This window comes from Pseudobutyrivibrio sp. C4 (genome assembly GCF_900111635.1).
GTDB lineage: Bacteria > Bacillota > Clostridia > Lachnospirales > Lachnospiraceae > Pseudobutyrivibrio > Pseudobutyrivibrio ruminis.
The window spans coordinates 360,689-375,025 of sequence record NZ_FOHF01000001.1; the positions used below are offsets into that span (position 1 = coordinate 360,689).

Below are 14,337 nucleotides of genomic sequence, written 5' to 3' on the forward strand. Positions count from 1 at the left end.
AGAGCCTAAAAAACGACTCTATTTCTTCCTGCTTGTTTTCCGAAGTATAATTTTTTATCAGCCGCTTCAATGGTTGATACCGTTCCGATGGTTCTTGAATATTCTTCCAAGCCAAAGGTCATTGTCACATTAAAGCTTTTATCTTTATATTTAAAATCAAAATTTCTAACCTTATTTCTTAAATCTTCCAATAGCAAAAGAGCTTCATCCCCATTTTTATTTACAAACACAAATAAAAATTCTTCTCCGCCCCAACGTGCCACAAAATTTGGAAGAGTCATGGAGGACTTGAAAAGCTCAGCCAGCTCCGAAAGAACATAATCGCCGCAATCATGACCATAGGTATCATTAATGTTTTTAAAGAAATCTATATCGCCAATAGCTATAGATATAAATGAAATGTCTTTTGCTTTTTCAATATCTTTCAATTCATTCTGAGCAAAACGTCGATTCATAAGACCAGTCAATGTATCAGTTTCAGACATTAACTTAAGCTGCTTATTATTAATACGAAGTGTTCTTTCAACATCTACATATAAGGTGCAGTAGAAGTATGCTGTCAATGAAAGGCAAATTGAAAATTCTATAATGTTCGCGCCTACTAAAATCTTAAATTCTAATGATTCAGGATTTAAGATTGTTCCGCCAAACGGAGTTAAAGTTGATAATGAAAGAAATATAGCTGTTATTATCAAGCTCAGACTTATTTTTACTTTTAATGAACTCATAGCATCATACCAGAGAATAAGGAAAGCAATATATATCATATTTTGAAAAGAACATCGCCATCCAAATCCATATGTAAGAATATAAGTAGATGCTATTGTTGTAAGAATAACTATGAAAGCGCATGCGCGAACTCTAATTTTATAGGAAAGATTTAATGCGATAGCATATATCACGACAGCTATCGCTAAAACTGCTGAATATAAAAAGTAGCCTCTTATAATGGTATAAATCAGAACAGCACAATAATAAGGAATCCACGCCAAAAGAAGATATCTAACAAGAGATATCATACTACTGGAATCTTCACTATGAGCTGGCGCTTTTTTTATCCATTCATTAAGCTTTTTAATAGGCATCTTTTATACTCCACTGTTGTATAAATTACATATTTTATTATAATTTTAATTGCATGCAATGTAAATAACGTCAGCCTCAGCTTTTTCAACAATAAATTACTTTTGAAATTAGGAATAATTACAAATCTGGTTCTATAACAGATTAAACATAATATGATGATATAATTCATATGATTTGGTGCAAAACATTGATTCAGAAAGGAATAATCCTTATCATGGGATAGGCATCTATTATGGAACTAAACGAAATAATTCCTGTAGTAGAGAAAAAGGCTGAACAGATTGCAGACCAGGAGATTGTAAAATATAACAAAGATTTTCCTGAGGTAAACTTAACTGACGATGCTAGAATTGCTGTTAAACAGCGTGCAATTTCACAGCTTACTTTGCAATTGAGCAAGTTTAGATTTAAATCAGACACTGACCTAGAAGAGCAATTCGATAAATGGTTTGAAACTACGGAGCAGGATGATTTGCACAGAGCTTGTAGGCATTGTCTTGAAGATGAAGCTAGAAAAATAAGAGAAAGTAATGGTCATAATCTTTCATCTTTAGATCAATATCTTAAGAAACATCTTGGAGATGTACATACAGTAGAGTAATCTTTAATTAAATTATTGACGATAGCCAATTGCTGTGCTATTATACTTGAGTATGCCGCTCAGTGTGGTTTTTGAAGTGTGTTTCATAACGAAGCACCACCGAAACTGGCGAGTAATGATAAAAAGGAGGAGCAACCATGTACGCAATTATTGCAACAGGTGGTAAGCAGTACAAAGTTTCTGAAGGCGATATCATTACCATTGAAAAGCTTGGCGTTGAAGCTGGTGAGAAGGTTACTTTTGATCAGGTTCTTGCTGTTAGCGACAAGGATCTCAAGGTTGGTGACCCTACAGTTAAGGGCGCAACAGTAGAGGCTTCTGTTGTTAAAGAAGGCAGAGGTAAGAAGGTAATCGTTTATAAGTACAAGAGAAAAACAGGTTACCACAAGAAGAATGGCCACAGACAGGCTTTCACACAGGTTAAGATTGAAAAGATTAACGGTTAATTATGGTTTCCGTGATTATTTCCAAGCAAGCAGCAGATATTAAACAGATTTCTTTGGACGGCCATGCCGGTTCCGAGGAAGCAGGGCAAAACATTGTTTGTGCTGCAGTTTCAGTATTAGCTATTAACACATTTAACAGCATTGAGCGTTTTACTGATGATGCTTTTAGTGTTGAGGCTGCTGAAGATGGAGGACATTTAGTTATGTCTTTTTCAGAAAAGCTATCTGATAGAGCTCAGCTTTTGATTGACTCTATGTTGCTTGGTTTGGGCGAGATTCAAAAACAATACGGTGATGAGTATATTTCACTAGAAATTAAGGAGGTGTAAGACATGCTACAGATGAACCTTCAGTTCTTCGCTCATAAAAAGGGTGTAGGCTCTACAAAGAACGGTAGAGATTCTGAGTCTAAGAGATTAGGTGCTAAAAGAGCAGATGGTCAGTTCGTTAAGGCTGGCAACATTCTTTATAGACAGCGCGGTACAAAGATTCTTCCAGGCAATAATGTAGGTCTCGGTGGAGACGATACACTTTTTGCTTTAGTTGATGGAGTACTTCGTTTCGAGAGAAAGGGAAGAGACAAGAAGCAGGCTTCTGTCTATCCTGTAGAGCAGTAATTATTTGACCCGACTATACGTGTTACGTAAAGTCGGGTCGTTTTTCATTTCAGTATAAGGAGATTTTTATGGCATTTGCTGATAGAGCAAAGATTATTATAAAATCAGGTAAGGGTGGCGATGGTCACGTTAGTTTCCGTCGCGAAAAATATGTACCAAACGGTGGTCCAAATGGCGGCGACGGTGGTAAAGGTGGCGATGTAATTTTCGAAGTAGATCCAGGCCTTAACACACTTACAGATTATAGACATCGTAGAAAATTTGCTGCAGCTCCTGGTCAGGAGGGTGGCAAAGACAATTGTCATGGCAAAAATGGAGAGGATTTAATCCTAAAGGTTCCAGAAGGAACAGTTATCAAAGATGCCGAATCAGGAAAGGTTATCGCAGATATGTCTGGCGATAATAAGCGTCAAATCGTTCTTCCTGGTGGTAAAGGCGGACTTGGAAATCAGCATTTTGCAACTTCTACAATGCAGGCACCTAAGTATGCAAAGCCAGGTGTAGATGCAATTGAATTAGAGGTTATCCTTGAGCTCAAGGTTATAGCTGATGTAGGTCTTGTAGGTTATCCAAACGTTGGTAAATCAACATTTTTATCACGTGTAACAAATGCAGACCCTAAAATTGGAAATTATCATTTTACAACACTTAGCCCAAATCTTGGTGTTGTAGATGTTGATGATATAAATGGTTTCGTTATTGCTGATATTCCAGGCCTTATCGAAGGTGCATCTGAGGGAATCGGACTAGGTCACGAATTCCTTCGTCACATCGAACGAACAAAGGTTATCATTCATATGGTTGATGGTGCTTCTGTAGAAGGCCGTAATCCTGTTGAGGATATTAAAACTATCTCAGCTGAGCTTGAAGCATATGATTCAGCGCTTCTTAAAAAGCCACAGGTTATCGCAGCCAACAAAATGGATGTAATCGGAGAGGAATCTAATCAGGTTCTTGAAGAATTAAAAGCAGAATTTGAGCCTAAGGGTATCAAAGTATTTGCTATTTCTGCAGTTAGCGGTCAGGGCATTAAAGAGCTTTTATACGAGGTTGTACGACTTCTTGATACATGTGATGATGCTCCAATCGTTTATGAGCAGGAGTTTGATCCTACAATCAGAGCATTCAATGATGAGCCTTACACAGTAGAAATTAACGATGAAGGCGATTACGTTGTTGAAGGACCACGTATTGAAAAAATGCTTGGATACACTAACCTTGAGTCTGAGAAGGGATTCTTATTCTTCCAGAACTTCCTCAAAGAGCAAGGCATCTTGAAGGAGCTTGAGGAAAAGGGTATTCAGGAAGGCGATACAGTTCGTATGTATGGTCTAGTATTTGATTACTACAAATAAAGAGGTATAGAAATGACAAATAAACAGAGAGCTTATTTATCATCTTTAGCAGCCGATATGAGCCCTATTTTACAAATCGGCAAGGCTTCACTTACACCAGAATATACAAATGCTGTTGATGAAGCTTTAGAGGCTAGAGAGCTTATAAAGATAAATGTATTAAAAAATTGTTTTGATGATCCTAAGGAAATCGCTCAAGTATTAGCTGAGCGTACACGTGCAGAAGTTGTTCGTGTTATCGGTCGCAAGATCGTGCTTTACAGAGCTGCTAAAAAGCCTGTTATTAAGCTTCCACAGTAAAGGAGACATCATGAGAATTGGCATTTATGGTGGTACATTTAATCCGATTCATAACACTCATATAGAAATTGCGCAGGCTGCTAAAAGGCAGTTTGACTTAGATATTGTCTATTTCCTTATTTCAGGCACACCGCCTCACAAGGATACTAGTGAGACAGTTGCTGATTTATGCAGATACGATATGGTGCGCCTTGCAATCGAAGGCATCGACGGGCTAGAAATAGACGACAGAGAAATATATAGAGCTGGAAAGAGTTATTCTTATATTACATTTACAGAATTACATCAAGAGCACCCGGATGATGAATTATTCTTTATTATGGGTAGCGACAGCCTAATCAATTTCAAGAATTGGGTTAAGCCTGAAATTATTTCCCAGTATTGTATTGTGCTTGCAGCACCTAGAGCCGGGGATGATATGAATAAAATAGAGCAATCTATCCATGAATGCAAAAATATCTTTGATGGTGATTTTTTCTTAATTGATTATATTGCAAACGATATTGCATCCTCATCAATAAGAAACAAAATCAGAATAAATCCAGATATTAAAAATCAGATGCCTGAAGCAGTTTATAACTACATTCTTGAGCATAATCTTTATGCCCCTGATTCATACACCATGGAAGACGTCATGCGTCTTGATGATGAAATGAAAAAGGAGTTAAAAGTAAGTAGATATGTTCATACCATAGGAGTAGCTCAAACAGCATATAGCTTAGCAATAAGATGGAATTATCCAGCCATAAACGCTATGGTTGCTGGTATGCTTCACGACTGCGCAAAATGCATCTCAGATGAAAAACGTATCAGCGTATGTGAGAAAAACAATATTCATATCACTGATATAGAGTATAAATATCCTCACTTACTTCACGGCAAAGTTGGAGCCTATTACGCCAAGGAAAAGTATGACGTAAAGGACAAGCAAATCGCTCATGCTATTGAAGTTCATACTACTGGATGTCCAAATATGAGTTTATTAGATAAAATCATATTTGTAGCAGATTATATTGAACCAGGCCGTGACAAGCAGCCAAGGTTAGATATTATTCGTTCTGTAGCCTATAGCGATTTAGATTTATGTGTATATATGATTCTTGAGGATTCTGTTAACTATCTTAATACCAATCCTGATATGGTAGATCCAACCACAATAGATACGTTTAATTATTATCGTAAATTACTTAATAAATAGAAGAGAGGTACAATATGGATTCAAGAGAAATGGCAAAACTCGTTTGCAAAGCACTTGACGATAAGAAAGCTATCGATGTTAAAGCTATCGATATTTCAAATGTAAGTATCATGGCTGATTATTTCATCGTTGCTTCTGCATCAAACCAGAGTCAGATGAATGCAATGCAGGACGAAGTAGATAGAATTCTTTACGAAAACGGAATTCACGCTAAATCTATCGAGGGTAACAGACAGAGCACATGGGTACTTATGGACTACGAAGATGTTATTGTTCACTTATTCTCTGAGGAAGATAGATTATTCTACGATTTAGAAAGAATTTGGAAAGATGGCATCCTTATTGATGCTGCTGACTTATAGAATTAATAAAAGCCAATCCGAAAGGATTGGCTTTTTTCATAGCTAAAATTAGAAGAAACGGAAAACACCGAATACTTTACCAAGGATTTGACAGTCTGGAACAATGATAGGATCCATAGTGTCATTTTCAGGCTGTAAACGAATGTGTCCATCCTCTTTATAGAATGTCTTAACAGTAGCGCTGTCATCCACGAGAGCAACTACCATATCACCATTTTTAGCAGTGTCTTGCTGCATAACAATAATAGTGTCTCCATCAAGAATACCAGCATTAATCATTGACTCACCCTTGACACGAAGCATGAAAGCCTGCTGATTAGGCATGTGCTCAGCTGGAATAGGGAAGTATTCATCGATGTTCTGAACCGCAAGAAGTGGCTGACCAGCAGCAACATTTCCAACTACAGGAACATTGACTACCTCACGACGAACAATATTAAAATTATCATCAACGATTTCAATAGCACGTGGCTTTGATGGGTCACGCTTGATATATCCGTTCTTTTCAAGAGTCTCCAAATGAGAGTGAACAGATGATGTAGATTTAAGATTACATGCATCACAAAGCTCTCTAACAGTAGGAGGATAACCTTTATTTAAAATTTCTTTTTTAATAACTTCAAGGATTTCGCGCTGTTTTGCAGAAATTTTTCCGTATGCCATAGGAAAGGCTCCTTTCTTTTTTATTAATTTTACAATAGCACAAAGAACATACTTTTGCAAACACATTTTCCGAAATTTTGTTCGAAAAAAGTATTGACAAAACGAACGTTCGGATTTATATTGATACCAGAACAAAGGTTCCGAACATTTATTTTGGAGGGTTTGATATTATGAAGGTATATAACAAGTCAGAACGTATCGTTAGAAATAGAAAAATCATGTTATTAGCAGCTATCATAGCTTCTTTATTATTTGGTTTTATCTTCTTTTCAAATAGAGCAGCAGCTGAAACAAATCGTCAAGTTTACACTTATTACACCAGCTACGAAATCCAGCCTGGTGATACTTTGTGGTCTATAGCAGATCAGTTCATGGGCCCGGATTATACTGACAAACAGGATTTCATCAGTAATATTAAATCCATGAATCATCTTCTGGACGATGATATTACAGCTGGGAATTATCTCGTTATCGAATACTCTTCATACGATATGTTGTAGTAAGTATTCACAGGGCTCCCCCATTTATGGTACTATCATATATAGAGAATATGGATAGGGAGTTATTATGATTCGTTTTTTAATAGCAATTCTGTTTAACGCAAAACGAGGACCTGAAATAGTTCCGACTATGCGTAAAATGATAAAACATAAAGAAAAATACCCAGAGAAAACAAGATACGCATATGCACTCCGACTTATACGTTATCTTAAGAAATCTGCCAGAATTACCACAGAGGTATATGGCACAGAAAACCTTCCTGAGGAGGGCGGATACATCATGTATCCAAACCATCAGGGCAAATACGATGCTCTTGGAATCATGTATGCGCATCACAATCCATGCACCTTCGTTATGGATAAGGCCAAATCATACGGTTTCCTTGTTCGTGAGATGGTTGATTTGCTTGGAGCCAAGCGCCTAGCATTGGATGACGTACGTCAAAACGTTCGTATCATGGCTCAAATAGAAGAGGAAGTAAAGGAAGGAAAGCGCTTCATTCTTTTCTCCGAAGGTGGATACGCCAGCAATGGTAATATTGTCCAGCGTTTCAAGCCAGGCAGTTTCAAATGTGCAATGAAGGCTCAGGTGCCTATCATTCCTGTTACACTTATTGATTCTTACCTTGCTTTTAATAGCTTTAAGCCTGGTCCAGTTACAACAAAAGTAATATTTGGTGAGCCTATTTATTACGAAACCTATAAAGATATGAAGACCTATGAGGTTGCAGATATCGTTAGAAATACAATTATTTCTACCATGGAAGAATTTGGAGTATATGTAAATAATCCAGAAAAGGATCCTGAGTATTAATCTGCATTTGAAATACAGGTATATGATATGAAGTTACATCTTTTCCATACATCCTACGAAGAAATCAAAAATCCGGACATTCATCACGGTCGCAAAAACGCCGATTTTGGTCAGGGTTTCTATACATCTGATGATTCAGACTTTGCCGGCCGTTGGGCCCGTGAAAAGGCAGGATATGACATCATAATTAATAAATATGAATTGGAATTAGACGGACTGCATATTAAGGAATTCAGTCGTAGCTCAAAGTGGGCTGACTATATTTTCAACAACCGCGCCGCCAAAGATGACTATTTATCTGAATACGACGTTATAAAAGGCCCCATTGCAAACGATACTTTGTACAATACCTTTGGCATTATAACTAGTGGCTTTCTTTCCAAAAAAGAAGCTCTTGAGTTACTTCTTCAGGGAGGATGTTACTATCAAATAGTATTAAAGACTCAGAAGGCTGCAACTCATCTTGAATGGATTGGTTCAGAAATCCTCAGTCACGAGAAAGCCCTATGTTATCAGGATATTGTTAAAAAGGAAGAGGAAGAATACCAGGAAGCAATATCTCAAATACTTTCATAAAATACTGTAAAAATGCTCCGTAATCATTTAAAATGATTTCGGAGTTTTTTATTGGAGAGTATAATATATGGAAAAATTTAAAAATACTACTAAGAATCTAGTAGATTCATTGATAATTCAAGATCCTCATATTACCGTCACAAGTCCTAGTCAGGGATATTATTACTTTTCATTATTTTATATTTTTGTTCATACTGCTTTAGAAGTTTTTTACATAGTTGCCGGTTGCACTCCAATGGCTATCATCAACGTATTTAGCATCGCTTTATATATATGTACATGTCATCTATGCAAGATCGGCTATGAGCTGGTGGCGTACAGAATGGGCATGACAGAAATCTATTTACACATCGTTTTAGCAACTGTATTTCTAGGCTATAGTTGTGGTTTTATTCTATGGTGTTTTGGTATGTTGTTGGGAACAGTCACTCCATACTATACCCCAATGAAAACAATAATTGACCGAGCAATCATGTATCTATTTGTGATTCTCATTATGGTGACATTTTTTGTTTTAACTATACTTGATTACAATGAAATCATATATACGCGATATTATGTTTCGGAAAACATCGCCAAAATTTTATTTGCCATTAATTCATTGTTAATCTTTATTGAAATTATTGTACATGTATACAATTCGTCCTTAAGAACCAATCAGTATAGTTATGATGTAAAAATGATAGCAAATACAGATTATCTTACTAAGCTGTATAATAGACAGTACATGCAAAGATATACAAATGATAGGATTACATGCTTCAACAAGTCAAAAGATACTACAGATATTTCGATAGCAATAATGGATATCGATTACTTCAAAACTATAAATGATACATATGGACATTTAGCAGGTGATTTTATCCTAATAGAACTATCAAAAATTCTCAGTTCTCAGAAACATATAAGAGTATCTCGATGGGGTGGAGAGGAGTTCTTGCTAATATCTTCAAGAGAAACAGATAATAAAACATTCCGCAATATAATTGAAGGTCTATGCAAAACTATAGCTAATCAGAATTTAAAGTATAATGGTACATCTATAAAGGTCACAGCATCATTTGGAGTTGCAAAATACCAGCCTAATGAAAGCCTAGAAAACTTCATCAAGAGTGCTGATGAAAAATTATACGAAGCAAAACAAAATGGTAGAAACCAGGTTTGCTAAAATAAATAATGTTTTAAAGGGGGACAATAATGTTTATTACTGATGACGGCATTAAGCTAAATGCAAAGCTTGATATGCCTACAAATGGGGCTACTAAATGTCCACTATGTTTAGTATTTCATGGATTTACAGGACACATCGAAGAGGACCACATCCTTGCAGTATCTAAGGGATTAAATGAAATAGGAGTTGCCACTTTAAGAGTAGATTTATACGGTCACGGCAACAGCGACGGTGAATTCAAGAATCACAATCTCTATAAATGGCTTAACAACATTCTTACAGTTGTAGATTACGCTAAAACTCTTGATTTTGTTACAGAAATGTATATGTGCGGCCACTCACAGGGAGGTCTTGCAGTTACACTTGCTGCAGCAATGGAAAGAGATGTAATTAAGGCTTTAATTCCACTTTCTCCAGCTTATGTTATAATAGAAGGAGCAAAACAAGGGGAATTGTTGGGGCAGCCTTTCGATCCTGAAAACATTCCAGATATGCTTCAGTCATGGGATGGAAGAGAGCTTAGTGGCAATTATATAAGAGTTGCTCAATCCATTGATTTAGATGCAGCCATAAAGAAATATTCTGGCCCAGTTCTAATTGTACATGGCGATGCAGATGAAGCTGTTCCTGTAGAATATGGAATAGAAGCCTCAAAGAAATTTGCTAACTGCACATTGAAGCTTATACCTGGTGATACTCACTGCTATGATTACCATCTTGATCAAGCTGTTGAAGCTGTAAAGGAATTTGTAAAAGGTTTATGATTTAATCGCGAGGGAGGCCAAAGAGCTGCACACCCTATACCACCAAGATAATACTTTAGGACCTATTCATAGAATAGGTCCTTTTTTCACACCTATTGCAACTTGTGGCGCTGGGACGTAAAATAAAATATGTAAAAGGAGACGGCTTATGGAATTATGTTATGACATGGTAATAAATATAGGGCTACTGGCGTTAATTGCTCTAGCTTTGACAAAAATTCCATATATTGACCATATTTTATGTCAGGATAGCGGTCACGCCAAGCTAGGACGGTTTGTGCTTGGCGGAATTTTTGGTGGATTTTGCATATTTTCAACCTGCACTGGAGGTGTCGTCCAAGGTGCCATCCCAAATACAAGAGTATTGGGGGTTTTAGCTGGCGGGCTACTTTGTGGACCAATAGTTGGCATTACAGCAGGAACGATAGGCGCAATTCATCGATTTCTATTTGACCCACATGGATTAACCACATTTGCTTGCGCATTTTCTACATTTTTAGAGGGAATACTGTCAGCTGTCATATATCAAATTCTTAAAAAGAAGAATTATACATTAAAATGGACCACGCTACTTGTAATTACAGCTGCTGCGGAAGGGTTTCATATGATAAATCTTTTAATATTCGTGAAACCATTTTCCATAGCAATAGAAATTGTAAAGACGTTAACAATACCAATGGTAATAATTAATTCCATAGGTATGCTTTTATTCTTTTCAATTTTTAAAGATGTATATATGAGACAAATGCTTCAAGCAGATAATGAAAGGCTTGAAACAATAAACAACGATTTACTTGAAAAGACAAAAGCCAAGCAAAAGATTGGCCCTTTTGGTCTACAAGCAGGAGATCACACAGAACTAGTTGAAGCTGATAATATATACTACATAGAAGCGATTCATAAAGGCGCTAAAGTATATTGTAAAGACCACGTTTATTTCAGTAATGAGCCACTAATTGAATGGGAGAAGAAACTAGAATCTGACGACAACTCATTTGTAAGAATTCATAGAAGCTATATTGCAAATCTTACAAAAGGTGATTCCTTACAACCAGATGCCAATAACGGATATGCTCTTTGTATGAAAGATGATAATCATACTATTATTCCAATCAGCAGAAAAATAATCCATGAAATAAAGGACTATTATAGCATGTAAATCAGTACCTGTTTTTAGCATTTCAGTCCGAACCCGTTGTTGTAGGTAAAATTAGATACTATACTCCAAGTTAAGAGATGTCCTTATAGGACAAAATAAATGTAACGGGGGTGAATGTATATGATTAGTTTTATTATTTGTCTGGCAGTACTTATGGGAGGGTACTTTGTCTACGGAAGGGTAATAGAAAAACTCTACGGACCAGATGATAGACAAACGCCAGCCGTGAGAATCAATGACGGCGTCGATTTCGTTGTAATGCCAAAATGGAAGCTATTTTTAATCCAGCTTCTAAATATTGCAGGACTTGGTCCAATTTATGGTGCATTAGCAGGAGCGCAGTGGGGCACTTCAGTATTTCTTTGGATTACACTAGGAACCATTTTAGCTGGTGGAGTTCATGATTTTTCTGTAGGATTTATGAGCATGCGTCACGATGGAGCCAGCGTATCAGAGCTTACAGGCTTATACCTTGGAAATGTAATGAAGACAGTTATGCGCATATTTAGCGTAGTTCTTCTTGTAATGGTTGGTACAGTATTTGCTGTTGGTCCTGCCGGTCTTATTTCCCTATTAATTGGAAATCAGGGTGGTACAGGTCTTCTGACTAACACGTATTTTTGGTTGGCAATCATCTTAATTTATTATTTCATTGCCACATTTATTCCAATCGATAAAATCATCGGAAAGTTTTATCCAGTATTTGGTATATGCCTTATCGTTATGGCTTTTGGTGTAGCCATAGGTATTTTTACACACGGTTATACCATTCCAGAGATTCAGTTGGCCAACTTACATCCAGATAACACACCAATATGGCCAATGATGTTTGTATCAGTTGCTTGTGGTGCTATTTCAGGTTTCCATGCAACTCAATCACCACTAATGGCTCGTTGCTGTTCTTCAGAAAAAGAAAGCCATATGGTATTCTACGGTGCTATGGTTAGTGAAGGTATCATCGCTCTTATCTGGGCAGCAGCAGGTAGTGCAATTTATGCAACAACAGGAGGTCTTACAACTGGTTTAACAGCAATGCTTGCAAATGGTCAGGCTACTTGTGTATACGATATTTGTACAAAAACAATGGGTGGTTTCGGTATCGTATTAGCAATGCTAGGTGTTATAGCATGTCCTATTACATCTGGTGATACAGCTTTCAGATCTGCACGACTTGTAATCGCTGACTGGTTCAAGATTGACCAGAAGCCATACCTTAGCCGTCTGTATATTTGCGTTCCACTTCTTGCAGCCGGTGCATTGATTAGCCAATTAAACTATGGTGTAATCTGGAGATATTTCAGCTGGTCAAATCAAACACTTGCAATGATAGCTCTTTGGACCGCATCAATGTATCTATATAAAAATGCAAAGAATTACTGGTTCACAGCAGTTCCTGCAACATTTATGTCAGCAGTTTCTGTCACATATTTCTTCTGTGCGCCAGAGTGCTTGCATCTATCTACAAAAATAGCTTATCCTATAGGAATAATTGCAGCCGCTGTTTTCCTTGGATTATTTATAAGAGCTACATTAAAGCAACATGATACAGTTTCTCATTTCAAAATGATGCATCACGTATGATATAATGCGAATAAATAGGAGCCGATAAGGTAAGCATATAGTACAAATCAAAACACTTATGGTTGATTAGAAATTTTCAATCATAAGTGTTTTTTATATACATCTCTCAAAAATATGGTAATTTACGCTTTAAATTATGCCTAAAAACAACTAAAATAAAGACAATTAATGACGTTAGAAGACGAGAAATTACAATGAAAAAGAGAAAAATCAAAGAAAACACAGAAAACCAAAAAATTATTAATAAAAAAATCCCAAAACATCTTAAAGAGATTCCTTTATATGAAACAGGCGAGGCTCTTATGAGTTCAGATTATTCATTCATAGGAGGCGTTATCTTATTTATAACAGGTATGATTTTCATATGTGATTTTGGTGATGATTCAATTCATTTGAAACCATGGGCCGCAGTGATTATGTATTTGCTGTTTCTCTTTGGATTATATTTAATCTTTGCAAGAAAGAAGGTTAGAGCATACAGAGAAAAACATATTCCATCTATGGATGGCGATGGTATAAATTACCCTTGGTTTTTTGGAATAGAAAATAAGCACAGCTATCTTGAATGGGCTGATTCGGCACTTGCTGGTCACTATAAAGTTGGTCCAAGAGGCTTTGAATTTAGGCTTGGCTTTGAAAAACTAGTATTTTTCTATAATGTAGGTATATCCAAGGAAAGAACAGATTCCCAAAGGAGATACAATATCTTTAGAGAGCATTTAGTAGAATGTCAGCCTATGTTGGATCAACAGCTCCCTAAATTTACAAAGGAAAACATAGATTTTCTCGACAAACGTTGTTTTTACAGATACAGTCGAAGGAATCAGTTTTTAGTTTTAGCTTGTAACATGGTAGCATTTTGGTTTTTCAGAGATGTTGGCGGAGAAACCGGAATTTTTCTTACATGCCTGGTATGTGGACTAGTAGAATTCTTTGTATTTTATTTTTTATTGAAGGGCGCATATTACAATTACCTAAATGAAAATAACATAAGAGAAGCACTACCAGATGATGTTGGCTTCATAAAAGATGATGGCATAGGCGCACTAAGACCTTACTGGGGCTTTATTTACCTGCTACTGTTACTAGCACTAAATTATGCACTCCAATGTCTTTTAATTTGGATGTAAAACAAAGGGAAAAA

Annotated in this window: 18 protein-coding genes; 16 read left to right on the plus strand and 2 right to left on the minus strand. The window is 36.5% G+C overall.

The features are described from left to right. Positions 1-5: 5 nt before the first annotated feature. A complete protein-coding gene (locus BMY66_RS01705) occupies positions 6-1,085 on the minus strand; it encodes a GGDEF domain-containing protein (protein WP_090393942.1) in 1,080 nt (359 codons plus the stop codon). A 233-nt stretch (positions 1,086-1,318) separates the two neighbouring features. On the opposite strand from BMY66_RS01705, the gene BMY66_RS01710 reads away from it, so the two are divergent. The 8 genes from BMY66_RS01710 (at position 1,319) to rsfS (ending at position 5,965) form a co-directional block, all read left to right on the plus strand. Continuing rightward, positions 1,319-1,687 (plus strand): hypothetical protein, encoded by a 369-nt coding sequence (locus BMY66_RS01710; RefSeq protein WP_074788913.1) that lies wholly within the window; start codon positions 1,319-1,321, stop codon positions 1,685-1,687. A gap of 137 nt (positions 1,688-1,824) precedes the next feature. Then, complete coding sequence (rplU, locus tag BMY66_RS01715) at positions 1,825-2,133, plus strand: 50S ribosomal protein L21 (protein WP_028236391.1); 309 nt, start codon at positions 1,825-1,827, stop codon at positions 2,131-2,133. Positions 2,134-2,135: 2 nt separating this feature from the next. Beyond that, a complete protein-coding gene (locus tag BMY66_RS01720) occupies positions 2,136-2,462 on the plus strand; it encodes a ribosomal-processing cysteine protease Prp (protein ID WP_033154120.1) in 327 nt (108 codons plus the stop codon). A gap of 3 nt (positions 2,463-2,465) precedes the next feature. After that, positions 2,466-2,750, plus strand: coding sequence for a 50S ribosomal protein L27 (gene rpmA / locus BMY66_RS01725; RefSeq protein ID WP_015549701.1), 285 nt, complete (start codon positions 2,466-2,468; stop codon positions 2,748-2,750). Positions 2,751-2,818: 68 nt separating this feature from the next. Further along, positions 2,819-4,105 carry a GTPase ObgE gene (obgE, locus tag BMY66_RS01730; protein ID WP_033154119.1) on the plus strand — a complete coding sequence of 429 codons (1,287 nt, stop codon included), beginning with the start codon at positions 2,819-2,821 and terminating at the stop codon, positions 4,103-4,105. Between the two features lie 12 nt (positions 4,106-4,117). After that, positions 4,118-4,405 carry a ribosome assembly RNA-binding protein YhbY gene (gene yhbY, locus BMY66_RS01735; RefSeq protein ID WP_033154118.1) on the plus strand — a complete coding sequence of 96 codons (288 nt, stop codon included), beginning with the start codon at positions 4,118-4,120 and terminating at the stop codon, positions 4,403-4,405. A gap of 10 nt (positions 4,406-4,415) precedes the next feature. Beyond that, positions 4,416-5,603 carry a nicotinate-nucleotide adenylyltransferase gene (gene nadD, locus BMY66_RS01740; protein WP_090393943.1) on the plus strand — a complete coding sequence of 396 codons (1,188 nt, stop codon included), beginning with the start codon at positions 4,416-4,418 and terminating at the stop codon, positions 5,601-5,603. Positions 5,604-5,617: 14 nt separating this feature from the next. After that, a complete protein-coding gene (gene rsfS, locus BMY66_RS01745) occupies positions 5,618-5,965 on the plus strand; it encodes a ribosome silencing factor (RefSeq protein ID WP_033154117.1) in 348 nt (115 codons plus the stop codon). A 48-nt stretch (positions 5,966-6,013) separates the two neighbouring features. Here rsfS and lexA read toward each other — a convergent pair whose 3' ends face one another. Further along, positions 6,014-6,628, minus strand: coding sequence for a transcriptional repressor LexA (gene lexA / locus BMY66_RS01750; RefSeq protein ID WP_044934479.1), 615 nt, complete (start codon positions 6,626-6,628; stop codon positions 6,014-6,016). Positions 6,629-6,798: 170 nt separating this feature from the next. On the opposite strand from lexA, the gene BMY66_RS01755 reads away from it, so the two are divergent. The 8 genes from BMY66_RS01755 to BMY66_RS01790 all read left to right on the plus strand — a co-directional run bounded on the left by BMY66_RS01755 (position 6,799) and on the right by BMY66_RS01790 (position 14,323). Further along, entirely contained in the window at positions 6,799-7,128 is a 330-nt protein-coding gene (locus tag BMY66_RS01755) for a LysM peptidoglycan-binding domain-containing protein (RefSeq protein WP_090393944.1), read from the plus strand. 67 nt (positions 7,129-7,195) lie between these two features. Continuing rightward, entirely contained in the window at positions 7,196-7,942 is a 747-nt protein-coding gene (locus tag BMY66_RS01760) for a lysophospholipid acyltransferase family protein (protein WP_090393945.1), read from the plus strand. Between the two features lie 27 nt (positions 7,943-7,969). Then, positions 7,970-8,518: a DUF3990 domain-containing protein gene (locus BMY66_RS01765; protein WP_090393946.1), complete on the plus strand. Its 549-nt coding sequence runs from the start codon at positions 7,970-7,972 to the stop codon at positions 8,516-8,518. Positions 8,519-8,585: 67 nt separating this feature from the next. Next, positions 8,586-9,686, plus strand: coding sequence for a GGDEF domain-containing protein (locus BMY66_RS01770; protein WP_090393947.1), 1,101 nt, complete (start codon positions 8,586-8,588; stop codon positions 9,684-9,686). A 29-nt stretch (positions 9,687-9,715) separates the two neighbouring features. Next, complete coding sequence (locus tag BMY66_RS01775; RefSeq protein WP_090393948.1) at positions 9,716-10,453, plus strand: alpha/beta hydrolase; 738 nt, start codon at positions 9,716-9,718, stop codon at positions 10,451-10,453. A 148-nt stretch (positions 10,454-10,601) separates the two neighbouring features. Beyond that, entirely contained in the window at positions 10,602-11,612 is a 1,011-nt protein-coding gene (locus BMY66_RS01780) for a LytS/YhcK type 5TM receptor domain-containing protein (RefSeq protein WP_090393949.1), read from the plus strand. Between the two features lie 120 nt (positions 11,613-11,732). Then, on the plus strand, positions 11,733-13,193 hold the full coding sequence (locus BMY66_RS01785) for a carbon starvation CstA family protein (RefSeq protein WP_090393950.1): 1,461 nt from the start codon (positions 11,733-11,735) through the stop codon (positions 13,191-13,193). Between the two features lie 194 nt (positions 13,194-13,387). Beyond that, positions 13,388-14,323: a hypothetical protein gene (locus BMY66_RS01790; protein WP_090393951.1), complete on the plus strand. Its 936-nt coding sequence runs from the start codon at positions 13,388-13,390 to the stop codon at positions 14,321-14,323. Positions 14,324-14,337: the final 14 nt, after the last annotated feature.